The sequence below is a fragment of the Pelagicoccus enzymogenes genome, from assembly GCF_014803405.1.
Lineage (GTDB): Bacteria > Verrucomicrobiota > Verrucomicrobiia > Opitutales > Opitutaceae > Pelagicoccus > Pelagicoccus enzymogenes.
The window spans coordinates 550408-572994 of sequence record NZ_JACYFG010000006.1; the positions used below are offsets into that span (position 1 = coordinate 550408).

At 52.6% G+C, this 22587-nt stretch carries 17 protein-coding genes; 5 read left to right on the forward strand and 12 right to left on the reverse strand.

Annotated features, from left to right (window positions below):
• Positions 1-228 precede the first annotated feature (228 nt).
• The 7 genes from IEN85_RS04740 to IEN85_RS04770 all read right to left on the reverse strand — a co-directional run bounded on the left by IEN85_RS04740 (position 229) and on the right by IEN85_RS04770 (position 6384).
• Positions 229-798 (reverse strand): Hcp family type VI secretion system effector, encoded by a 570-nt coding sequence (locus IEN85_RS04740; protein WP_191615914.1) that lies wholly within the window; start codon positions 796-798, stop codon positions 229-231.
• 540 nt (positions 799-1338) lie between these two features.
• Positions 1339-1746 carry a Dabb family protein gene (locus tag IEN85_RS04745; protein WP_191615915.1) on the reverse strand — a complete coding sequence of 136 codons (408 nt, stop codon included), beginning with the start codon at positions 1744-1746 and terminating at the stop codon, positions 1339-1341.
• Positions 1747-2239: 493 nt separating this feature from the next.
• Positions 2240-3124, reverse strand: coding sequence for a hypothetical protein (locus tag IEN85_RS04750; RefSeq protein WP_191615916.1), 885 nt, complete (start codon positions 3122-3124; stop codon positions 2240-2242).
• Complete coding sequence (locus IEN85_RS04755) at positions 3109-3627, reverse strand: hypothetical protein (protein ID WP_191615917.1); 519 nt, start codon at positions 3625-3627, stop codon at positions 3109-3111. Before IEN85_RS04755 ends, IEN85_RS04750 begins: the two co-directional genes overlap by 16 nt.
• A gap of 330 nt (positions 3628-3957) precedes the next feature.
• Complete coding sequence (locus IEN85_RS04760) at positions 3958-4203, reverse strand: VPDSG-CTERM sorting domain-containing protein (protein WP_191615918.1); 246 nt, start codon at positions 4201-4203, stop codon at positions 3958-3960.
• A gap of 817 nt (positions 4204-5020) precedes the next feature.
• Positions 5021-6031, reverse strand: coding sequence for a hypothetical protein (locus tag IEN85_RS04765; protein ID WP_191615919.1), 1011 nt, complete (start codon positions 6029-6031; stop codon positions 5021-5023).
• A complete protein-coding gene (locus tag IEN85_RS04770; RefSeq protein ID WP_191615920.1) occupies positions 6031-6384 on the reverse strand; it encodes a hypothetical protein in 354 nt (117 codons plus the stop codon). The genes IEN85_RS04765 and IEN85_RS04770 overlap by 1 nt, the downstream gene beginning before the upstream one ends.
• Before the next feature lie 134 nt (positions 6385-6518).
• Between IEN85_RS04770 and IEN85_RS04775 the strand changes: the two genes are divergently transcribed.
• The 3 genes from IEN85_RS04775 (at position 6519) to IEN85_RS04785 (ending at position 12299) form a co-directional block, all read left to right on the forward strand.
• The gene (locus tag IEN85_RS04775) at positions 6519-7334 is read left to right on the forward strand and encodes a LuxR C-terminal-related transcriptional regulator (RefSeq protein WP_191615921.1); all 816 of its coding nucleotides are present in this window, start codon (positions 6519-6521) and stop codon (positions 7332-7334) included.
• Between the two features lie 145 nt (positions 7335-7479).
• On the forward strand, positions 7480-7971 hold the full coding sequence (locus IEN85_RS04780; RefSeq protein ID WP_191615922.1) for a helix-turn-helix transcriptional regulator: 492 nt from the start codon (positions 7480-7482) through the stop codon (positions 7969-7971).
• A 905-nt stretch (positions 7972-8876) separates the two neighbouring features.
• Positions 8877-12299, forward strand: a complete 3423-nt coding sequence (locus IEN85_RS04785) for a carbohydrate binding domain-containing protein (protein ID WP_191615923.1) — start codon at positions 8877-8879, stop codon at positions 12297-12299.
• A gap of 85 nt (positions 12300-12384) precedes the next feature.
• On the opposite strand, the gene IEN85_RS04790 is transcribed toward IEN85_RS04785, so the two are convergent.
• The 3 genes from IEN85_RS04790 to IEN85_RS04800 form a co-directional block, all read right to left on the reverse strand.
• Positions 12385-13539, reverse strand: coding sequence for a hypothetical protein (locus IEN85_RS04790; protein ID WP_191615924.1), 1155 nt, complete (start codon positions 13537-13539; stop codon positions 12385-12387).
• Positions 13540-13765: 226 nt separating this feature from the next.
• A complete protein-coding gene (locus IEN85_RS04795) occupies positions 13766-15241 on the reverse strand; it encodes a glycoside hydrolase family 10-like protein (protein ID WP_191615925.1) in 1476 nt (491 codons plus the stop codon).
• Positions 15242-15545: 304 nt separating this feature from the next.
• On the reverse strand, positions 15546-16289 hold the full coding sequence (locus IEN85_RS04800) for an NAD(P)-dependent oxidoreductase (RefSeq protein WP_191615926.1): 744 nt from the start codon (positions 16287-16289) through the stop codon (positions 15546-15548).
• 353 nt (positions 16290-16642) lie between these two features.
• On the opposite strand from IEN85_RS04800, the gene IEN85_RS04805 reads away from it, so the two are divergent.
• Positions 16643-16924 (forward strand): hypothetical protein, encoded by a 282-nt coding sequence (locus IEN85_RS04805; protein WP_191615927.1) that lies wholly within the window; start codon positions 16643-16645, stop codon positions 16922-16924.
• Between the two features lie 157 nt (positions 16925-17081).
• On the opposite strand, the gene IEN85_RS04810 is transcribed toward IEN85_RS04805, so the two are convergent.
• Positions 17082-17972, reverse strand: a complete 891-nt coding sequence (locus IEN85_RS04810; protein WP_191615928.1) for a Vgb family protein — start codon at positions 17970-17972, stop codon at positions 17082-17084.
• A 1002-nt stretch (positions 17973-18974) separates the two neighbouring features.
• Between IEN85_RS04810 and IEN85_RS04815 the strand changes: the two genes are divergently transcribed.
• Positions 18975-21560, forward strand: a complete 2586-nt coding sequence (locus tag IEN85_RS04815; RefSeq protein ID WP_191615929.1) for a carbohydrate binding domain-containing protein — start codon at positions 18975-18977, stop codon at positions 21558-21560.
• 343 nt (positions 21561-21903) lie between these two features.
• Here IEN85_RS04815 and IEN85_RS04820 read toward each other — a convergent pair whose 3' ends face one another.
• A complete protein-coding gene (locus IEN85_RS04820) occupies positions 21904-22320 on the reverse strand; it encodes a hypothetical protein (protein ID WP_191615930.1) in 417 nt (138 codons plus the stop codon).
• Positions 22321-22587: the final 267 nt, after the last annotated feature.

Here is a 22587-nt window from a genome sequence, read left to right on the forward strand (position 1 = left end):
GATTTCCAAAACGCTAATGATAATGTCGACGACCTCGAGCTTCTCCGCACTCGCCGGCAAGAGGAGATAGGGTCAGGGCTTAAATCTTGATGTTCGCCCCCCCTTTACTCGTATCCAACAATCCTACACAAAAGCACGACCGAGCCCGAACACAAATCAGTGCTCCTTTAAACCGAGAGACAAGCGAATCACGAGACTCGTCGAGATGAAAGCCCGATGAGCCTTGGACTACCTCGTACCTTCTTCCACCTTCCAAGAGTATTCGACATTTCCCAACCGTTGGCCTTCGTCGTCGAACTCGGTATAAGTGACCTTAACTTCCTCAAAACTACAAGCGACGACCACGACCTGCGGTCCCTCGTCATATCCAGAAGCGCTCATCGAGTAGCTGGTGATCCTGACATTCTTGAATTCGTGCTTGAGGTAGGTCTGGCGACTGCCGCCATAATTTGCGGTCTGCTCAATCTCAAGCTTGGGTATCACCTTGCCTTGCAGGCAAGCTTCCTGGAGCTTGGGCGAGGACTTTTCGTATTCGATCGTTAGCACAACGTCTTCCACGACGGCGGCGCCACGACGGCGACTTTGCCCCGTCGCTCCCCCTCCCGGCTTGTTCATTCCCCAATCAACGCTGAGAACGTCGATCCAATTTTCGTGCGACGCGTCCTTCGACTCTCCATCAATGCCATCATACTTAGCAAAAATGGCCGCTTGGGAGGTGTTTACAGATGCTAGAAAAAGTACGCTTGCGAGGGCCGCAAAAACCGTGTGAGTCAGGTGATAGTTGATGGCAGTTTTCATTGTTGTATTGATTGGCGTCGACGTTGGGCCAAGAGCTTTTTTCCAGAGCAGCAGTCCTTGAGTTTACTCCAAAGCGGTATCGATGTCAAATTCCCCCAATGATAGAAGCGCAGCATCCCACCCTTGCGTTTCCCCTTAATGGTATAGATCCAAAAAACACAGGACAGGCAATCTAGTGGTATCAAAACTGACCTTATATACACTTACCCTAGAGAAACAGAGACAAAGCTCTTGCGCGTCGAACAAGCGACCCGCCTTTCTTCCGATTCCACCCTTCGATGCACCGAAAAAAACTACAACGGCGTCAGCGAGCAACCTTAACTCCACACGCTAGAGCCGATCCAAAAAACCGAGGCCAACCGCAATGCCCAACGAGTGAAACCCCGATTTTCTCTGTATCCATCTTTTCTATACTCCTAATCAGCCCCCTCCGCCGAACACCGCTCGCTGCAGACCGCAGTGCAAACCCGCCCCGGCGCTACGCAGTCCGGACCAAGGTCCCAACCGCCAAAAAAAAAAACTCGCACTATTGGAGGCTTCTTAAACCGAGATTGCGTCATACACCACGACCTTGTCCCAAAGATGGGAATACTTCTCCACGAACTCTTTGTGCAAAGGATGGACTTGGTAGGCGTCCTGTCCTTCCACGCTATCGAAAAAGAGGATTTCCGAGGCGCTGAAGCTGTTGTCCACTACCTCGCGCTTCTCCGTGCTCGCCGGCACTCCAACATGAAGGCCCTTGACCGAAGGAACACGAGCCAGGCCGCGAATCCCCTCCAGCAGCAGCTGCAAGTCCTCCTGAGAGTCAGGACGCTTCAACCAGAAAAAGACGTGATGCACGAGCTTGTGGCTAGAGTCTAGCTCCTTGCCAGAGAGAGCAGGAAGCGCGGAAGCAGCACCCAACGCAGCTGCCCCCACAAGAAATTTTCTTCGGTTCGGTTGATTCATAGAACTGTGATGATTCAAGCACGAAAACAGAGCAACTCGAATCATCTTCCGAACAACTGAGGTCGACCGACGTATCCTCTCAAAAGAACAAGTCCAAGAAACGATCGGAATTCCAACTCAAGCTCGAAAGCGACCCCAACGGAATCGGGCTCAAATCTCCGTACCAAACATTCCGTTACACTGTCCAATCGAGACAAGCGAGAAGCTCATCGCTGCAGCGTCCCTTTAACTGGACAGCCAGTTTCGCTATTTTGATGCAAAGTTTTGATATCCCTGTTGAGAGGCGAGGTAGTGCAGCGACTAGAGGGGTATCCAGGCACTGCATTTGCGTATCCAATCGCCGATCACGGTCTTCGCGAAAGAGCCCGCTTCCAGCTCAACCGTACCCTGAATTTACAGCTTGCCCTTGACACTTGGAAACAAGAGCAGGTCCCCCCCAAAAAACTACCAAACCCTCAGTCGCCTCAACGTCGTTACTCCGAACAATCCACTCTCATACGAGCTTGAAAAGAAGTACCGCGAGAAAAGAGAGCAAATAGGCAAACCTCATTTTCTCTTGCGATGGCTCGCACTGAGCAACTCCCAACACTGCTAGTATCCACCCGAACCCTACAACATTCGCAATAGGATAGGTCGTAAAAATAAAGATCAATAGAGCTATATTCCCTATCTTCGTCACAACCCGGCAGGCCGGAATCAAGAAGCACGCTCCCACTAAAACGTCGATTACGAGACCCCACCAGGTCATGAAGGAAGCGAGAGCTCGAACCTCTTCGACACCATTCAACGGAAGTTCCCTTGACAGACTCGAAGACTCCCTGAAAGCCATCCACCTTTCAAAATTGCGGCTCAGATCAGATAGTTCGAGACCGGTCACAAATGTAGCTAGATCATGAAATCTCGGATCCAATAGCAAATGATAGCTAAACATATCTCCGCTCATGTATTGCGGAGAGAGCAATTTGTTCAAAGCCGCAAGCGACATTGCCAAGCCTATCAACGCACGAGCGTTCCACTCGAAATTGAATTCCCCAATCCAAGCAAGGCACGCTATCGAGAAGACCCAATACATTATCAGGTAATCGTGATTATCAATTATGTCCCAATTTAGATAGTTCGCATAGAATACGAAAATAGAGGTGAAAACCCAATACAACCAATCCCGCAAACACGCTTTCCACAGAAAGCCGACAATCACCAACAGCTTAATCGGAATATTAACCGGGCTCCCGTCCCCAGCGTGCAGAAACAGCACGAAAAGGGTCAGTGTGAGAACCAGCTGAACTTGATTTTCGGGCCTAGCCACCTGCTGGGGGACTCGAAACAGCTCCGAGATGGCCTCTGCAATTCTCGATCCCCTACTCACTGCCCCTGCCATTTTATGGTCTCTTCAATAACGGGCACCAACTTCAGAGTGCCTCTGGATCGGTCGAACCTAACTCTATTCAACTCAACTTCGATCATCTCGACTCCTAGCTCCTTCGCCATCTTCGCGCTAAGACCCGATGAAACATTTTTATAAATCGCAGAGAACGAACGCTGCACGAGCTCTTCGTCCCGGCTCAGATCGTGGTCGATCGGCAACCACTCCGCCGTAGAGAACTGTTCCATGACTCTCCGCAATCGCTGCCTCGACGGCATTGTTCTGAGCTTTGCATCCTGTCCTCTAGGAAGCGACACCGCAGCAGGAAACCGCTCTCCCGACTCCGTCACCAGCGTTACTCTCAACAGACGATTTCCAGGGTCATCGTAGCTAGAGAACATTCCGAAGCCCCCTCCCTTCCAAACCGAGAGCTCACCCGTCCTGGAGAAGTAGAACTGGGTAAGAGCGACACCCAACAACAAAAGTATTGGTGCCCACTTCAACCGTCTCTGATCCATGAGCTAGATCATTAGAAAGGTTTCTCCAAATTCCAACAACTTGATTTCGAATGCCACACTTTCTTAGCACAGCGTCCCCGGCCCCGAACAGGGCTTCGACACCGCAGAACCTAGTTCCGAGGGGTGCGAAGGCTCTTCATGGAGAAATTGGAAAAGAAGGCTAGAGCTTGCCCGCCCTCTAGCCACAACGTAGGGACAGGAGCGACGGTAACCGTTCCAGAGCCCAAGAAGCGAGAGGGCTTTCGAAAAACAGCTCGGTCCTTGGAAGATGCTTCCTGATGCTACTACTTCCCGCCTAACAATCGCCGCTAAGTAAGTCCAATCCGGATTCTAGTCTCTTGCAGAGCGACGAGCCCAACGGCCTGCTCCCGCGACAGCAGCGATACCCATAAGGACAAGTACTGCAGTGCTACCCGAATCAGGCACCGGCTCAAGCGGATTGGTTTCGCCCGTTTCATCGGTCGGATAATAATCTTCGTCCGCGTTCAATGATTGAGCACTTAGAACAATGCCGAGGAACAGCAGGCTGAATTTGAGAGAACTGAGAAGCTTTGGGGTATTAAGAACAGTTTTCATGAGTATCAGACAACTTAAACCGGGCCAAATCGATTCTCAACGAGAACAAAAACCGCCAATAACAGCTAATCCCCTCATCTTTATACACTTAAAGCCAAATCAAGAACCAGCAAGCGAGCCATACAAATCAGAAAGCGTAAAGTTTACCGACAAAACCATCTCGACTTTACAGATCCTAACTTAGCTCGCGAGCGCGGCGTCCGGAAGGTGACGCCCAAAGCACCGAGCCCCCTGCAGCCCCGCTCCCCTCAACACTGACTATCCAACCGACAACCCGCTAGACACTATCAGCCTGGTCCCGCCCCATGCAGGACAACCTAGGTCAAGAAAACAATCCCTAACTATGGACATTGAAGGTGCAGCAATCAGGACTCACCATCTGCAGTATACCAGCCAACCTGACAAATGTTCTCTGCAACCAATCACTAACGTCTGAGTTTTGATTCAGAAAAATCTGCCTCTGGCATTGCTTAAAAACGAAGCCTGACTCTTTGTCACCAAGCTTCATCTTAGCCTACCAAAGAGAAACCAAACTTTCACTGTCTAAAGCTGTGGAGATTATAGCTGACGGAAACCGACACAAGACATCGGTATCGAATACACGTCACCGCTAAAATTTCCGTCGATCACTTCCACTAAAACATTCGTCATACCGTCATAATTTTCGACGAGTTCAACAAGATGCATTTCGATGGACATCGGGGCGTTTGAACAATCGAATGGTCCGTCAAACTCCTCCCCCATGGCTTCAGCCTTACCTCTAGCAAAAACAACATGCCCTACGCACCGGACAATATAAACTGTTACATAGCACATACTAAAAGGTCTCCATTCTCTTCTTCCATTTCCCGAGTATATCCCTACCCAGTCCCTGCAGCCAAATCTCCAACTCTGCTTTGTTATTCTTTCCTGCACCAAGGCCCAACTGTGCATCAGACGGCTTGGCGTCGGGGCCTCGAAGAGTTTTCAAAGCACTAAGTTTTTCACCAATATCAATGCTCCCATCAGAATCACTATCTTGATCATAAATCCAACCAGACAGTTCACTACTTAAAGTAACAATTTGTTCCCCCTCTTTAAACCCCTCTGCAAAAACCTTTTCCTCATTTAATTCAGAAGGGGTTTCAGCAGCCGGATTAACAGATGCTGCGCCCCCTTTCCATGCAAGGATCTGCGCTGCCGCCCCTGTCACAAAATACTGGCTAATAGATGAACTACCTTCGTCACCTCCCTTTGACTTCCCCTTCCCACTTCCGGCAAAAGTACCCATAACAGAAAGCGAATCAGAAATAACATACCCGGACTCACTCATCTCAAAAGTTCCTGCAAACTTCCCATCCTCGTAAAACTCCTTGAATGAGGCTGCCTTACTCATTTCGGCGCTAATGAGGCTTTTGGCAGTAGACCTATTTTGAGCGGTCAAAACTCCACCCGCAGACGGAGTCAGTACTTTTTTTATCTGTTCCAGCAAAACCAACGACTTTCCATCATCTCGTTTACCAACCTCGAGAACCTGCTCCATTAAGTCCAGAGATTGAGCATCATCTCCATTTTCGATAGACAACAACACCTGCCTTAAAATCGCATTAGTTGTCGGCTGAGAAGCCGAAAAATTATCCTCTGTCTCTTTCTGTTCCCAGTATACGGGAACTTTAGCTCCCTCTTGACGAGCGTATCCGATATTTATTTCAGGAACTGACTGAGCATTTGTACCAACTTTCACCCCTAGCTGGGTACTTGTAGCAAACGTAACTGCATTACCGTGCTTACATCCATAAAAAACACAGCCCCCAAGGCCAACCAATATGAGAATAATTATTTTTTTCATTACTTAACTAGATATACAACCGAAACCCCCGCTTCTTTCGCAGCAGCCACAAAAATTTCTGCCGTTAAATCGTTTTCAATTTCCGCTACCAACACAGATCCACCGTCAATCGAGTATTCTCTCAATTTGCTGATACCAACGACAAGATTAGAGTCTTCAACAGCAACTCCAAAATTGGTACTCCCAACATAGCTCACACCCGGGTCCTGACCTTGAAGCTCATCTACTAGAATCCTTGTAATCCCTATAAATAACTTTGGCTCACCGGACTTAATCCGGAGAGTGCAACCAGAAAGGAACAAGCAAACAAACGTTATAAAAACCCAGTAAATTGGCAGTCTATAGTTTAGCATATCTTGTGTCAAAAAGGTACATCATCGACAGGACGCTCCCCACCCCACGAACTACGTATTTCCTGAATTAATTCATTGAATTAGGGGGCGTGATCGGCCATATTCGCTGGCGAATCCTCCTCTAGTTTAATCCAATGTCCTACGAAATACGGGAATCCGATTTCAGGGTGCTGCGGGACTTCGGGCGCCACCTCTCGTTGCTGTTACATCGAGACGAGCTCTCCGAGTGCACCTTGCTCTACCTGAATCGACTCATCCCCAGCGACTGCGTTTGCTGGAACGAGTGGACCCCAGCGTTCACTTTTCTTAAGGAAAGCCACGTCACGGAAAGCCATCGCTCCCGCATCGGCAGGCTAATTCCCTCCCTGGTGGAGAACCTGAAGCACCATCCCGTGATCACCCATGTGGGCTGGCATCGACTGCTGCCACATCCCTATCGGCTCTCCGACTACCAATGCGACGCCTTCTTTCGCGACAACCCGCTCTACCAAGAGGTCTATCGCCACCTAGAGGCCCGCTACCAGCTGGCTTTCCCCTTCTGCACTACCTCTACCACCGAATTCCTCCTCATCCTCAATCGACGCTACCGCGACTTCACGGAGCACGAGCGACAACTTCTACAGACTGCCGGACAGATCGTCGCCCCCTTCCTGCACCGCATGCACGCCAAAGAGATTGCCCAACGCAAGGCCGAGATCGTGGCCGTCATCATGGAACAGACCTACGGCTTGCTCCACCTCGACACCCTCAGCCCCGGCGAGCTGCTGCTGCTCAAAGCCCTTGCCGCCGGCCAAAGCGTCAGCGAAGTAGCCACCGCACGCCACATCCGCCGTGACACCCTCAGCCGCCAGCTTTCCGCTGCCCGCGAGAAACTGAAGCTCACCTCCAACAAGGAACTCCTCGCCACCCTCCGCTCCGACAGCCCACTCAATACAACTGATCCGAAGTAGTCAGAGGAGCTTCAACGAGCCAAGACCGCCGAGTCAACGCCCCGGCCTACAAAATGACGGGGCCCCATACTCACCAAACAAATCCAATCCGTGTTTCTCCGTGTATATCCGTGGTTCCAAATAATAACAACATCCTCCGCCCTCCATGTCCGAGAACGAGATAGCCGAGCAAATCCTTCAGGAGTTCCGCAGCAGCGAAACCCTCGCCCTCGACATTCGCCGACTCACCTCCCTCTTCGCTCTGCTAGGCCAGCTCGGCTGGTCTATCGCGTCCCAAGACTCCCGCTACCGCAATCGCTATCACCTGCACGGCCAAGCCCGCCTGCAATTCGACACAGCGCACATCACCCGCAAGCAACTCTTGGCCCACCTCAAAATCCAGCCCGAAAAGCGCTACTTGCACGAAAGCAGCCAACTCGTCATCTGGCGTAACCAAGAAAGCGATACACTTCAAAAAGCTGAAATTCCCCTCACCAAACGCGAAAGCGAAATCCACGCCCTCCTGCTCGACGGCCTCACCCTCCCGCAAATCGCCCAAGAGCTCGGCATCAGCAAGCGCACCGCCGAAAAGCACGCTCAAAACCTCTACAAGAAGAAAGGCGTGCACACCTACAACGAACTGCTCTTCCAAAGCTAAGTTCCTAGACAAAAGACACGAAGCCAGAAGCGCCCGCCTCACTTAAGCATCGAGCAAAAACCATGACGCCTACACTTTCTCGAAACGCAGGACACTACGCTCGTGGACAGCGCCACCGATAAGCTCAGCTTCCAGTGCGCATCACTTGAACTACACGAGGAAGCGACAGGCACATACTGGATGGCCTGAAGGTATTAAATTTACGAAGTAAGATCCAAATCTTGCAGTTCTTCCTAGGGGAAAGGATTAGAGTCTCGAATCCAAGGTCCGTATAATTGACATATCTAAACCTAGGGTTCTACCTCGTTTTCGTGAATCCTCTCAAATCCCTAGCGATTTCTCCCATTCGAGCGAGAAAGGCGCTCCCCACGGAAAAACAGTCACGACTGCAACTAGCGACTACGGCAGTACTGGTCATGCATTAAAGAAATGCAAACAAGGTCCCTTCTCGATTTTTGACCCGAACCCGTGTCTCAAGATTCCCAATACGCGATGTGAAGCGTATCAAGCCTAGGGAGAGATCGCCCTCATCCCTAGTTAACGAACAGTCCGCACCCATCCCTAGACCTCAACCACCCGAACACATCCCATCACGACTCCGAAAAACTCTGTTCCCTCAGCCGCAGTCGTTTGCGCTCTCGCCAGCACGACAGTCGCTAAGACACAAATTCAAAAGCTTCTCCTCAAATAAGATGATCACAAGATTCCGACTCCTCTTTTTAACATTAACAATCCTCTCAAGCTGCGGGCTACGGGCTGGGGTAGTGAGCTTTGAGCTTCTCAGGGACCAATCTGGTCGTGTCCAAAGATTCAACCCACTAGACTCAAACTCCGTTGGGAGCGTTGCCGTCGGAAATGGCATATTCGGTGAGGGTTTGTATATTTGGAGTGAAGAATACGGACACGTGACCCTAGTCCGTACGGCGAGAGAATACGAATCTAGCCAAGGTTGGGCGGTCTCAGAAGATGGCAAGACAGTTGCAGGCCGCTTACGGTCGGAAAACGGGGCTCAAGCCTTTCGCTGGACCAAGGAGGAAGGGTTCCGAGTGCTTGGAAGAATAGACACAACTAGACCTTATGACTTGGCGCTCGATATATCTGCCGATGGCTCAGTGGTTGTGGGCTACGCTGAAAGCTCAAAAGGCACTCAAGCATTCCGCTGGTCGGAATCCGAAGGCTTGATAGGCCTAGGCTTTCTAGGTGGATTTCCGCACAGCGAAGCACGAATCGTTTCCGAGGATGGAGAGACTATTTGGGGATTTTCGGATACCGCGAGGGGCGAGGAGATCTTTAAATGGACATACGATTCCGGCATGGAAGGCCTAGGCATTTTTGGTGAACCAGAAGATGCCAATTCAGAGGGAACTGTCTTAGTTGGGAGATTTAATAGAGATTCTAATGATCGATATAATGGACACGACGCATTTAGGTGGGAAAAGGGGAAAGGCAGCATACGCCTAGCTGGACCGAATGAGAACGAACGGAGTAACTCTCTCGCCAAAGCCGTTTCGGAAAACGGGCAAATGGTTGTGGGGTATGCTCAAGAATACCGGCACGGTCCCAAATTGGGTGTTTTTTGGCATGAGGCAGTAAACTGGAGGGCGACGACTCTTAATGAATATTTTGACTCAAACGGGTTCAATCGTAATGGACTCTCATTTACTACTATTACAGACGCTTCAGCAGACGGGTTAACGTTATTCGGATATTGCCAATATAATGGAAGAGGTTCAAACTATCCATTCCGGGTTCAGCTAGACCTGGGGACACCTCCTCCTCCTACAGATTTGTTCAGCGAAGTTCTCGAAGCTCCAATTTTCGGATACACTATTTATTCCTATCCAGAATTCAATCTAGCTACCAGGCTTTCATGGGGGGCATCGGAAGGCGCAGACGTTTCAGAGTATTTGATATATCGCGACGGAGTTTTAATCGGTTCTACCAGCAAAAGTGAATTTGTCGATTCATTTGTTCTTCCCGGGGAGGGCTATTCCTATCATCTGGTCGCTGTAAACACCAAAGGATTTGCCTCGGAGAGATCAGAGAAAATTAACCTCAGGATTCCCAAGGTAGTGAATAGCATTAGAGACGGGGAGTTTCAAAACGACCCCACTCGCAGTGGACCCTGGTCTGTAGTGAAGACTGGCGATGTAGATATCGTGCACTCATCAAAACTCCCCGAGGAAGTAACGGAGGACCCGCTTTCCGATACAAACTACCTGACAATAAAATCCGAAACGTCGGATGACGAGTGGACCCTGGGTCAGCTCATCAGAGATGTTAACGAATTTGGCGAGTATCAATTGTCGTTCTCCGCCAGATCGAAGGAGGGGTCAGATCTTGTCGTAGCCCTAAAAGGAGAGGGCTATGGCGACGTTGAGGATCCATTCTTCCTAACTCCTACCACCTTTAATCTCACTCCGAAATGGCAAGTGTTCACGGTTAATTTCAACATAGACGATAGGTTCAAAAGACTTGACCATCTCTTGATCGCGATCGGGAACAACGAGGACCTGAAGGAAAATGAGTCCATCGATATCGACCATATAGTACTTTGGAATCGACTGGGGGCTGAAACACCCATGCCGCAGAAGCCGACCGAGCTAAACGCTCGATTCGTTTCCCGTTCAGCAGTATTGCTCGAGTGGGATCTTCCCATTGGGACCGCAGGGGTTGTTGAATACGAAATCATACGCGACGGTAAGATCGTCGGCTCTAGCAACAACCGCAGTTACATCGACCAAAAGTTAGCCACACCCGGGCCCTACCTGTACGAGATTGTCGCCATTGACAGCCAAGGCAATCGATCCGCTCCCTCGCCAGCAAGAAAGGTCTTCAACGGCCCGAATGTTCAAGCATCTGATATCGTACCTTACCTTACTTTAGGAAATATGTCCCCAGACGGGAAGGCATTCCTTTGGGCTGTCAGATCTGAACTGACAGGGAATATGCAGATCAAGAAATGGACAGAGGCAGGTGAAGTCGTTGTAAGTGAGCAAGAAGAGCCTTATTCTTTAGCGATCTGGTCCGTAGCAAATGAAGGTCGTGCCGCTGCTGGCATGGCCAGTCATCCCGAGTTGGACTATTCCGTTCCATTTCATTGGTCAGAGTGTGATGGTCTGAAATACATTGATTTAGGTCCATTGGAAGGCATTCGTGGAAGTTTTGCTGTTGAATCAATATCAGCCACCGGAAATGCGATCGTGGGTTCCTTTTGGGAACGTTTCGCTCCCGAGGCATTCAGATGGACCGAGGCAGAGGGGTTGCAGTTGTTAGGAAAGCTTCCGGGTGATTACACCTCATCGTATGGAATCGCAGTTTCTGGGGATGGAAGTGTCGTCGTCGGCCATCACGAGGGCTACCCCTTTAATTATGCCGGTTTCGTTTGGACAGAACGCGGCGGGAGAGAAGAATTCGGACCGTTCCATGTGGAAGGCTCTGAAGGACTCATTGCGGATGTTTCGAGCGACGGTAAGACCTTGATCGGAGAAGCTCGGGTTAGACCGAATAAACCCTTTCAATACCGTTGGTCAGAAGCAGATGGTGTTATCGAATTATCAGGGTTGGACCGCCAGAAACCGTATTATTCGTATGCCGTTTCTGGCGACGGTTCTATGGTTGTTGGAACTGCGAAGGATGCAGAAGACACTTCAAATGCTATCTTTTGGTATCGGAGATACAACTGGTCTCCTATAAATATAAACGAGTTCATGCTATCAGTAGGGCATGACACCAAGGGTGAATTTTATAGTACTATCTCAAATGTGTCAGATGATGGCCGGACGTTACTCTTGGGCGCTGGTGGTTCTAACACAAGAATTCGCCTCAATCTCTCGACCAGAGATTCAGAAAACAATCTAGTCCACAACAGTGGTTTCGAAGAGTCATGGCGATTTTGGGGACTTTCACGTTGGGACCGGAGTCTGAGCAAAGAGAAGAAACTCATTGAAACTCCAGGCTTCATGGAAGAACGCGCAGCTCGCATTCGCATGGGCAACTTGGCTGGCGACCCCAAGACGCTTCACCTGCGCCAAAACGGAATCGAACTGGAACCTAACACTGACTACTACCTCTCCTTCTCTGTTAAGGCTTCCATGCCAGGGAAAGCGATGGTACGTCTCTTCAAGGACGACAACCCAAGCAACAACTATGGCGTTGATGAGGAATTCGAGCTCACTACCGAGTGGCAAACCCATGTCATCGAATTCCGCACCGACGCTCTAGGCGAGTACGTATCCAATGGAAGACTACAGTTCACATTCCTCCGCGGCGGCTTCAAACGCGTGCTCGAGTTCTTTGTAGACGAAGTAGCCATCCACGAAAAGTAGAGCCAGCGGCGACTGGCTTCGGCCTTGATCTCAGAGCGGTCCTCCGCTTGACATCAAGGCCACTCCTCCTCGCCGATCGGCACCCTCACTCCGTTCGCTCGATCACAACCCTCATCTTCTCTGGGCTTCCGCTTTTCACAGCTGCGCAGAGACTGCGGAACCGTTCGCCGTTGGCCGCTTGCAAGTCCGCCTTCATGGAGAAGCTGCGGCGAAACTGGACCGTTTTTCGAGATCCATCCTTAGCGCAGAGCTGGCCGAGAAAGATGAGGAATTTTTCGAGGGCAGTTCGGTCGAGCCCACCCGCTTCGTCTGCGAGCAGCGCCAGCAGCGGAGCAAACACATAGGCCCCATGATCGAATTGCGTGAGAGCGAATGACTGCAAGTCCAACAAGGATCGCTCTATCACCGCTTCGAGAGCGCGAGAGACTTCACTGGACCGCGTATGCAAGCGATTCTCAGCCGTCACCATTCTCCTGATACGCACCACTGTGCGCTCGAAGCACGCAGCGTTCTCCAAGAGGGCCAGAGAGGCTGATTTCGCATCGCTGCCAGCAAAGGTTTCTGCGATATCGAAAAGCTCATCGGCGATCTCCGTGTAAAAGACGATGCGACTCTCATCGAGATAGAAGGTGCCTGTATCGAAATTCCCGCTCGCTCCCGCATCGCAGCAGGTCATCACCACCAGAAAGTCGAGAAACAAGCGCTTGCGACGCGTATCCATCCTTAAGAGTTCCAAGAGGACAGGCTCAAGAAAGACGTTGGAAACCTCCCCTAAGCGAGCAATGCCGAGATGACTGTGAAAACGGCTCAAGTGCACCAGCAAGGCTGCATTTTCCTCGCTCCATCCTAGCTCATCCGCCAATCGACCAGCCTTAGCCAAGACATAGTCACCCGAACGCTCCTCATGCCCGCTGCCATCGTAGCGGAGGGTTTTCAGATCGCACTTTCCAATGTCGTGTACGCGCATGATCCACGCCAAGAACTGGGAGGGGCCCCGCAATTCCTCCGCCTCTTCCGAAGCGAGCGCTGCCGCGAGGCGATTCGCGACCCGATCAAAGAGGGCAACCCCTCTGTCCCCCAAAAGCCTACCGATCTCATTACCCGCATTCGAGCCGCTCCAAACCACTTCGCCAGCGAGTTCCATGCATCGCTCAAGGTGGGCCTGCTCCGTCGGGATTGAGGAAGTGGCAATGCGCAAACCGCTAATCTCCTCTGCAAAAACGTCTTCAAAAGATCTCATAGGATAGCGAAAGCTAGAGGCAAAAGGGACCATTGTTCAAAGCTCAAGTAGCACCTCTAACATTCGCTTCCAGAGCTGGCCCCATGAATCCGAATCCAAGAGACTGTCCCATAAGTCGCGTATTCGTAGGGTTGGACCTTGGTCCAGACCGCTTCGCGCTATGAAATGCGTTTGCACTGCAGTCTGCAGCAAGCTGCACCCCTGCTACGCGGATGAGCCTACAGTCTTATGGGACCGTCTCTAAGATTGCCGGCAAGCTGGCGTTTCCAGCTCGATCGATCGCGAAGAGAGCGATCGCTTCGGGCTTCCTCGCGAAAGTGAAAGAGGCTTCGGAGCTTAGGAGGATTTGGGTCTGCCATTCGCCCGACTCGAGCGACTGGATCGCCCATTTCCACGGCGGCTCGTTTTTGACTGTGGAAAACGACAAGACGAGGCTCCCGCTTTCGTCGAGGCTGGCGGCGAGCGATGGGGCGATGGCTTCGCCCTCGGCGAGCCAAGGAAAGGCGGGCGCCAGGGCTGGTTCAGAAAAAGAGCGATCCGCAAGCTCCTGAACAAGCTCGGGGACTGCAGCGAGCACCGCAGCGCTCCAGAAGATCTGCCCCTCCGCCTTCGATTGCGCTCGAGTCAATTCTACTTGTCTCACGATTTCGGATACTTCCCAATCGCTCGCCGTCTTGATCGCGTTCATGCCCGGAAAAATATGACGCCCCTTCGGATTCTCGGAACACCACCAGTCCAGCAAAACAGGAAAGCTAGTGGGCGGATGGTCTACGGGCCAATACAACTGCGGAGCAAGGTAGTCGCACCAACCTTCCCGCAGCCACTTTCGGGCGTCAGCATAGAGCATGGCGTAGGCATCGAGGCCTTGAATCGTTGAAGGATTATTCGGCCGCCAAATCCCGAAAGGGCTTATACCAAATTTCAGCTGCGGCTTCTTGTCACGTATTTCCTGACACACGAGCTGAATAAACTGATCCACGTTGCGCCTTCGCCAATCATATCGGCTAAGTCCGGAATCCTTTCCGAAACGTTCCCAACTCTCATTGTCAGGAAATTCCAAATACTTACCCGAGGCATCCGTTTCCGGGTAAGGATAAAAATAGTCATCGAAGTGAACGGCATCAATGTCGTAGCGCTCGACCACGTCAAGCAACACGCTGAGCGTATGAGCCTGGACTTCCGGCTCACCTGGATCGAGCCACAGGTAACGACCGTAGCGGCGAACCAGATCCGGGCGACGCTCGGTGATATGGTCCGGGGCGCTCTTGATCTTGGCATTGAGGCTTCGGGCTCGGTAAGGATTAAACCACGCGTGCAGCTCCAGGCCCCGCCTATGGGCTTCTTCAACTGCGAATGCCAATGGATCGTACTCCGGCGAGGGCGCCTGGCCTTCCACGCCTGTGAGATAAGCGGACCACGGCTCAATCTCCGAAGGGTAAAACGCGTCGCACATGGACCTCACCTGCAGGACAACTGCGTTAAGGTTGAGTGACGCCGACTGGTCCAAGAGAGCGATCAGCTCGGCCTTCTGCTGAGCGACGCTGAGCCCGGATGCGCTCGGCCAACAGATGTTGCTCACGGTCGGGATCCAAATCCCACGGAACTCCCGCGGCAAGGGCGGCAGGTCAAGCTCGGGAGGCTCTGTCTCGATCGATTTCTGCCCACAACCCACCAGCCCGAAAGCCACGACGAGGATAGCCATCAAGCGAACAGCCCACTGCTTCAACGTTGACGGGTTCAATGCGACCATAGCCCATCAACTAGAAAACGCCCGACGAAGTCAAAGGCGATCAGCTTGTCGATGCAGGCCTCAGCCGAAGAAAGGCAGGAGGGCCCTGAGCGCCGCCAAGCACAAACCCGACAACAAACCTCGCCACGGCGATTAGCCACTGCAGCTCCCGCCCATGCCCTCCTGCCTGCCTGCAAAGATATTCCACGAAATGAGTCGGCGAGAAGAGCCCCTGTATCCAAAATCCACAACAATCAGCGCATGAGGTGCAACGATCCTAACCTGCGTCGGCCTCCCCAGATGCAACGTTGTAGACAACCGGGGTCCTGCCTTGCCAAGTTTCCCAAAGGCTTTGCTCGCATAGCAAGCTGGCCATAAAGTGAGCGACATTGATCCGGCTCGTCTTGCCCGAGTCGAAGATCGCGCTTCGGATTGGCGACGGATGTATCTCGTATTTAGATACCCGCTCGGCGTCCACCAAACCGTCGGGACGGACCACCACCCACTCTAGTCCTTCATCCCCTTGTCCTACTTCCCTGCGCAGGTAAGCGGACGCCAGCTCGTTGTCCCGATGCGGCGGCACCAGCAAACGGATCAACCCGACCACGCAGCGTTCCGGCAGCGACACGCTCTCACCGATATCGTGGTTCCGACAGCCGGTGGAATTCATCAACACAAACTTCGCCGGCCTCTCGGCCCGAATCGCCTTCAAGGCCTCGCACAAACGCCGGGTCGTCTCCGCGACCAAGCGGCGCGGGCTTCCGTATACGCCCTTAAAACTGAGCGTATGCCCGAGGCAAGAGGCCACTGCCTGGCAGCCACCGACACACTGCTCGAGCTGCTCCTGGCTAAGGTCCAGGACAGCTGCCTCCAAAACGCTCAAGCGATCGTGATTCCCCACCGCCTGCAAAAAGCGCTGCGCCGAGCGCACGATCGCCAAGACCGACAGGCCTCGCGCCAGCAATTCCTTCACAAGCAAACGGCCCGTTGCACCGCTCGCGCCCACTACCAAAACCTTCATAAGCTGAATTCCTTTTTCATCCGCCTCATCGGTAAGCGAACAGCCGGAACCCTTTCACGAGCGAGCAGGCAGGTCAACTCGCGACAAGCGCAATTCGCTGGGTGTAGGAGCGTGCTTGTCACGCGAAAACACTGCCTTGATCCGGTAACGCAATCGCGTGACAAGCACGCTCCCACCTTCGTTGGACAGTCACCATGATGCCGTAGTTGAATCTGCTCTCAGAGATGAACGAGCAAGGTTCAATCAATGCGCTTTAGCGCCTTACGGAAGGCGCTCCGCTTGAGCGTATCCGCAACACAAAACTCGCCCCTTTTGCCGCCATACGCACCCCATCCCTTACCCTACTCATCCTATTGGCCACGAGCTGGCTTCCCTTCGCGAAAGCTAAGCAGAACCTAGCCAACTTGATGAACCTCATGCGGGCCGCCTTCCACGACAATTCCCTGCCCATTGTCATCGGACGCATCACCGACTCACGCAGCGGCCAAGAAGAACCGGTCATGAAATACGCCGACACGGTGCGGCGGACTCAACAAGCCTTCACCGAGCAAGACCCCTTCGCCACGCTCTCAACCGTTACCGAAGAACTCGCATACGGCGAGCACGACGCCTGGCACTACCTGTCGGAAGGCTAGGTGCTCATGGGCAGGGACTTCGCCCAGAAAGTCCATTTGCTCAGCAACAAGACACGATGAAACTGCCCAACTCGGACTTTGGGAAAGTTCGACAGCGGTGGGCAGTTTCGAATCGTTTTTTGGGGCAAGGCCCAAATCGAAGATCAAGAGGTCGCCTCTACTTCTTGACCCATCCGCGAACAATCACGCCGGCCGTTTGGCAGGTCCAGTAGACCAAGCCGTTCGGCGCCACAGTGATATCGGCTGGGTAAGGAAAGCCGGCGGCAACGAGGCTCAGCTCTCCGGTTTGGAGATCGTACTCCATGACCGTATTGGTGCCGCCATTCGCTCCCGAGACCCCTGGGGTCGGCACTTCCGTGAAGAACAAGCGGGAGCCGTCTCCGTTGAGAGCGATCCCAGTGGGACTGTTTAGGCCGGTCAACATAACCTCAACGACGCCTGCTGGAGAGCGGCTAACAATGACTCCCGCCGTCTTGCAGGTCCAGTAGGAGTAACCGTTTTTCGCGATAACGATGTCGGTGGGATCCGGCTCGAAATCGGAGACCGTAGTGGTAGTCATACCGTTGGAGACTGAGACGAGGTTACCATCAAAAACGCCAGGATTCGGAACCTCTGTGAATAGCACGTCTCCATTGCTGGCAACGTCGATGCCGGTCGGGCTCATCAGTTCCTCATCCCCGAGGAAGACCATCTTTCCGTATTCAGGATTGTACTTCAGAATCACGTTAGCCGTTCTGCAAGTCCAGTAGATGTCTCCGCCATTGCCGACTGCGATGTTGAGCGGTTCTGGTTCTCCGACGCTTAAGTCAGTGACATTGCCAGAGGCAAGATTCAGCAGGCTTACGGTATTTTCACCGCCTCCCACGCCAGGCGTAGGGAGTTGAGTGAAGGCGACGACACCGTTCCAAACGGCATCAATTCCAGTTGGCTTGTTTAGACCGTCCTTCACGACTTGCCATTGGTATTCGCGGGCTGAGGAGGAAAACGGAACAATTGCAAAAACAGCAGCAGAGAGCGCTAGCAGGGTAGACGTTTTTAGTTTCATCATATCTTGGTTGGTTGGTGGTTCTATACCTGCAGCCCTTACGAGTGCTTTCTAGGGGCTGAGGCTACTACCGTGTGAGCGCAGAGCTCCAAAATTTATTCCCAAGGGAAAAGATATTTCGGAACTTCTATTTCCCCACCCCGGAGCTGAGCGACAACGTGGCAGAGGTCAGCTCCCTGTATTCTCTTCCTGTATACAATTCCCGCCAGCACCCAGCGACTCTCGGAAACGCAACAAACGCTCGCGCGTCTTACAGGCAACACATCCAGCCCCTCGAACCTACAGCGAGGTCTTCGAAACCAATGGTCTAGCTCCCACAGCTTGGGAACAAGCTCCCAAACCCGCTTCGATCAGCCTCGTCACGCAATCCCGTCCACCCCTAGGGGATTGGAAAAAACCACCCTTCGACGCGCTGCCAGAGGGCGTTGAGGGAAATTTAATGAATTTTTATATCCTCTGGATTGGGAGATCCGCGAGGTCCGCTCCAAAACTGCCTCTGCCTAAGTATCGACCAATAGCAGCCCACCGTCACAGGAGCGTGACTGATAACGTTTACCCAGCGCGCCGCAGCTATCCACAAGCTGCAAATCGAAGCAATGCTCTGGCCATCATCGCTCCTAAGTCCCTCCCGCTCTGAAAGAAGCGCAAGGGACAAAAATTCCCCTTATCCATTTTTTGGATATACCAACACAGAAGCAGCAAGGTTTCTAACATCCGTCATTACTGCAAGCTGCATTCGTATGCTCACCCTAGCAAAAGCGGTTCTTTCCTAGTTGAATTTTCTCCCCCTCGAAAACCCGGCAATTTTCAGCAACGAAGGAAATCAACAACTTAGCAAATAGCCGCTAAGGTGAGCTAGGGTAATCTCCTAAACTGCCACCAAGGTATAACGATAGCAGCTACCTCCGATACTTCCCACAGAAGCCCCCCTTCTTCAGACGCTACCCTCGGATCCGAATAAAAGGCTCAACCCGCCCCCTCATGGGGATCGAAATTCCGATGGAAATGAGTCATTCAAAAAAAGCAGCGTCCACGTATCACTATTTTAGATACGCTATTTTCACCATACTTGCCACCTTTCAGATCCAAGCATGGGGCAACAGCGTAGGCCTCGACTGGACGGACAACTCCGACAACGAGACGGGCTTCTTGGTAGAGCGATCCGCCAACGGAAACGACTTCGAAGTCATTGGCGAAACTCCCGCAAACCACACGAGCTTCCGGGATGAGACGATCGTACCAGATGCCCTATACGCCTATCGCGTTTGCGCCTTCAACGAGTTCGGAATGTCGCAATATACCAACATCGTCAGCCACGAGCTGCCCAACTTTCCTCCAAGCCTCTCACACATAGGAAATTACAGCTTCGCCAGCTCGGACGCGATTCTGATCCCCTTTTCCGTTTCCGATGACCATACGGCTGCCAACGCGCTGGAGGTTTCTGCGGTTTCCTCAAACCCAAGCGCCATCCCCCAACAGAGCTTGAGCGTCGAAGGCAGCGATGGAAACTTCACTATTAAAGTCCCTTCCTCCGCCACCGCCCCTGGAACATCCGTTATCAAGCTATCGGTCTTCGATGGAAAACACCGCGTCTACTCGGATATCAACGTAACCATCGTCGAGTTCTCGCCACCGAACATCGGCATCGAATTTATCTCATCCGCCGATTCCGAGACGATCCACACGGGCGAGCCCTTCCTCGTTTCCTTAGAAATAAGCGACCTCAGCAAAGTCCGATTCGTAGACTACTTCATCAACGGCGAGCTCATGGCCAACGCCACCGAGGCACCGTTCGATGGCCTATTGCTCGTTGATCAAGCAGGGTCCGCTGACTTAAAGATCGTTGCCCACCTCTTCGACTCCAACGAGCCCTTGACCATCGAACACACGATCGAAGTCAAGGAAGCTGCCACAGGATCCGCTTCAAGCGCCAATGCGATTGCCAATGGGGGATTCGAGGATGGCCTGCAGCATTGGAGGTTCTACACAAACGGATCCGGAAACGCAAAAACCGTGCAACCCGGGCATTCCGATTCGAAAAGCGCCACGCAAATCTCCATCAACTCCATTGGCTCAAATACCCAGCTCTTCCAATCTGACATCTCCCTGAAACCAAATACTGAATACAAGCTTTCGTTCGCAGCCTATTCCAATACAGGAAACGACCTGCAGGTTTCCCTCAGAAAGCACAGCTCACCCTATACGGTCTACGGACTGAATCGGGAGAGTGTAAGCATCACGAAGGGGTGGACCTTGCATACCTTGGCCTTCACGACCCAAGGCTTCAGCTCAGACGTATCGGACGGACGCCTTTCATTCTGGTTTGCCGATGATGCCAAGGGCGGAGATCGCTACTGGCTCGATAACGTTCAGATCGTGGAGGCCAACTCCGACCTCAGCACCGAACCGGAAACCGAGCCGGAGCCCGATACTCAACCCGAAACCGAACCGGAAACTGGAACCGAGTCAGGAAATGGAACCGAGACGGAACCGGAAACCGGTTCCGGAACGGAGACCGAAACAGGCCCGCTTTCGAGCGCCAATCTCCTCGAGAACGGAGGATTCGAGAACGAGCTCAGCAATTGGAGATTCTACACCAACGGAGCCGGCGGAGCAAAAACGGTGGAAGCGGCAGCTTCCGACAGCGCAGCCCTCATATGGTTGGACTCCGTTGGATCCAATACCCAGCTCTTCCAAGCCGGCATCAACCTCAAACCCGATACCGAGTACAAGATCACATTCGTCGCCCACTCGAACTCTGGCAACGACCTTCGCGTGTCGCTCAACAAACACGGCACCCCTTACACGAACTACGGTTTGCACCAGGAAAGCGTTGATATCACTAACGAACCGACCCTGCACTCCCTGTCGTTCACCACTAGGGGCTTCTATTCCGATGTTTCAGATGCCCGACTCTCCTTCTGGTTCGCGGACGATGCCAAAAACGGCGACCGCTACGTCCTGGACAGGATCCAATTGTTCGAAGCCAACGCAGAAACCAGCCCAGAAACGGAGACGGAACCTGACTCTAGCTTGGACAATAACCTGGACAATCCCTTGGAAACGGAGCCCGAGCCCGATTCCGGTTTGGAAGAAAGTTCGGATACCGAATCTTCGCTCGCCGACAATCCCAACGTCTTACGAAACGGTAGCTTCGAAACGAACCTGTCCTCGTGGAATTTCTACACCAACGGTTCGGGATACGCTAAAACCGCATTCACCAACTACAACGGATCCGGCAACGCGGCTTTGATTGCCCTCAACAAAATCGGTTCCAATATACAGCTGCTGCAATCCGGCGTTTCGCTTGAACCAAATACCGAATACGTGCTCACCTTCGCGGCCTACTCGAACTCGGGACGTAACCTAAGAGTCGCCCTGAACCAGCATGGAACGCCTTACACGAACTACGGCCTCACCACCACAGCCGTCGACCTCACCACCGGATGGAAGGAATTTTCCATAAGGTTCACGAGCACCGGGTTTGATACACCAGTCAACGATGGAAGACTCTACTTCTGGTTCGCTAGCGATGCCAAGGCAGGCGATTGGTACTACATCGACCAAGTCAGTCTTTCCAAGGCAAACTAAAGGCTAAGAGGCTGTCCAATGAGTCGAGTCTTGTAGGGTTGGACCTTGGTCCAGACCGCGGCGTGCTGATAAAAGGGTTTGCGCTGCGGTCTGCAGCAAGCTGCAACCCTACGCAGAGGAGGCGAGTATGTTTTTATTGGACAGTCTCAAGGGGATCGACCCAACCCGTCCAACAGGCCGCCTCTCGCGCAGCTGGTAACCGCAGCGCGATTTAGAGAAGAAACGGGGTCCTCAGAGCGAGGGCCTCGTTTCGTTTTTCGCTCTCTCGAGAACTCGTATCCTTTATTCCGATACACGATCAGACCAACGCGATCCGAAGGGCCGACACCAGCAGCCCGTGATTTCAATCCGTTCGCGTTTCTAGCCCCACCAGCGGGAATTGGTGCTGCCCGAAGTGCAAGAGCAAGCTGCCGCGGGACCCGATCTGAGTTTCGCCCTCCAAGCGGATCGGATAGAGCCGACGCCCGTTGGCCAGCACGCCCACCACGTCCCTTTCGTCAATGCTTCGCAAGCCTGACTTCGAATTAGTAAAGGTGACGAGGGCGAAACGTTGCCCGAGCTCGTTGCTCATGAACCTGTAGAATTCGACCTCGAACTCGCTCAAGTCCGGCCGCTCCACATTCCAGTCCTTCTTGAAAGCAAGCTTCTCCTGAGGGATAACCACCGTGTCAAAAGAGACTACCAAATCCTCAGGGGACGGCGGAGCGGCGTTCAGCCAAAGCGGGAGAATTCCCATACAAAGCAATATCGATTTCTTCATAACGCGTCGGGGTGAAACCGTGCAGCAATTCGCTCCACTTCGTTTAATGCGGTCGTAGGCTCAGCGGTCGACGCCGCACCACCCCGGTTTGGACGCTGCGACTGCGGAATTATTCAATAAAAAAGGGACAGCGTCGCAAAGCGACTCTAACCCGGCAGACGCCACCCGCGACAGCCCTGACAAAAGGACCACTCGCAAAGTTTCAAAGCAGCTAGCCGGCGGATCCCTCGAATTCCGAGCAATACGCTTGAGAAGCCCTCCATAAAG

Coding starts and splice junctions, on each gene's coding strand:
- IEN85_RS04740 (WP_191615914.1), bottom strand. CDS start 798: ATGAAAACTGCCATCAACTATCACCTGACTCACACGGTTTTTGCGGCC.
- IEN85_RS04745 (WP_191615915.1), bottom strand. CDS start 1,746: ATGAATCAACCGAACCGAAGAAAATTTCTTGTGGGGGCAGCTGCGTTG.
- IEN85_RS04750 (WP_191615916.1), bottom strand. CDS start 3,124: ATGGCAGGGGCAGTGAGTAGGGGATCGAGAATTGCAGAGGCCATCTCG.
- IEN85_RS04755 (WP_191615917.1), bottom strand. CDS start 3,627: ATGGATCAGAGACGGTTGAAGTGGGCACCAATACTTTTGTTGTTGGGT.
- IEN85_RS04760 (WP_191615918.1), bottom strand. CDS start 4,203: ATGAAAACTGTTCTTAATACCCCAAAGCTTCTCAGTTCTCTCAAATTC.
- IEN85_RS04765 (WP_191615919.1), bottom strand. CDS start 6,031: ATGAAAAAAATAATTATTCTCATATTGGTTGGCCTTGGGGGCTGTGTT.
- IEN85_RS04770 (WP_191615920.1), bottom strand. CDS start 6,384: ATGCTAAACTATAGACTGCCAATTTACTGGGTTTTTATAACGTTTGTT.
- IEN85_RS04775 (WP_191615921.1), top strand. CDS start 6,519: ATGTCCTACGAAATACGGGAATCCGATTTCAGGGTGCTGCGGGACTTC.
- IEN85_RS04780 (WP_191615922.1), top strand. CDS start 7,480: ATGTCCGAGAACGAGATAGCCGAGCAAATCCTTCAGGAGTTCCGCAGC.
- IEN85_RS04790 (WP_191615924.1), bottom strand. CDS start 13,539: ATGAGATCTTTTGAAGACGTTTTTGCAGAGGAGATTAGCGGTTTGCGC.
- IEN85_RS04795 (WP_191615925.1), bottom strand. CDS start 15,241: ATGGCTATCCTCGTCGTGGCTTTCGGGCTGGTGGGTTGTGGGCAGAAA.
- IEN85_RS04800 (WP_191615926.1), bottom strand. CDS start 16,289: ATGAAGGTTTTGGTAGTGGGCGCGAGCGGTGCAACGGGCCGTTTGCTT.
- IEN85_RS04810 (WP_191615928.1), bottom strand. CDS start 17,972: ATGATGAAACTAAAAACGTCTACCCTGCTAGCGCTCTCTGCTGCTGTT.
- IEN85_RS04815 (WP_191615929.1), top strand. CDS start 18,975: ATGAGTCATTCAAAAAAAGCAGCGTCCACGTATCACTATTTTAGATAC.
- IEN85_RS04820 (WP_191615930.1), bottom strand. CDS start 22,320: ATGAAGAAATCGATATTGCTTTGTATGGGAATTCTCCCGCTTTGGCTG.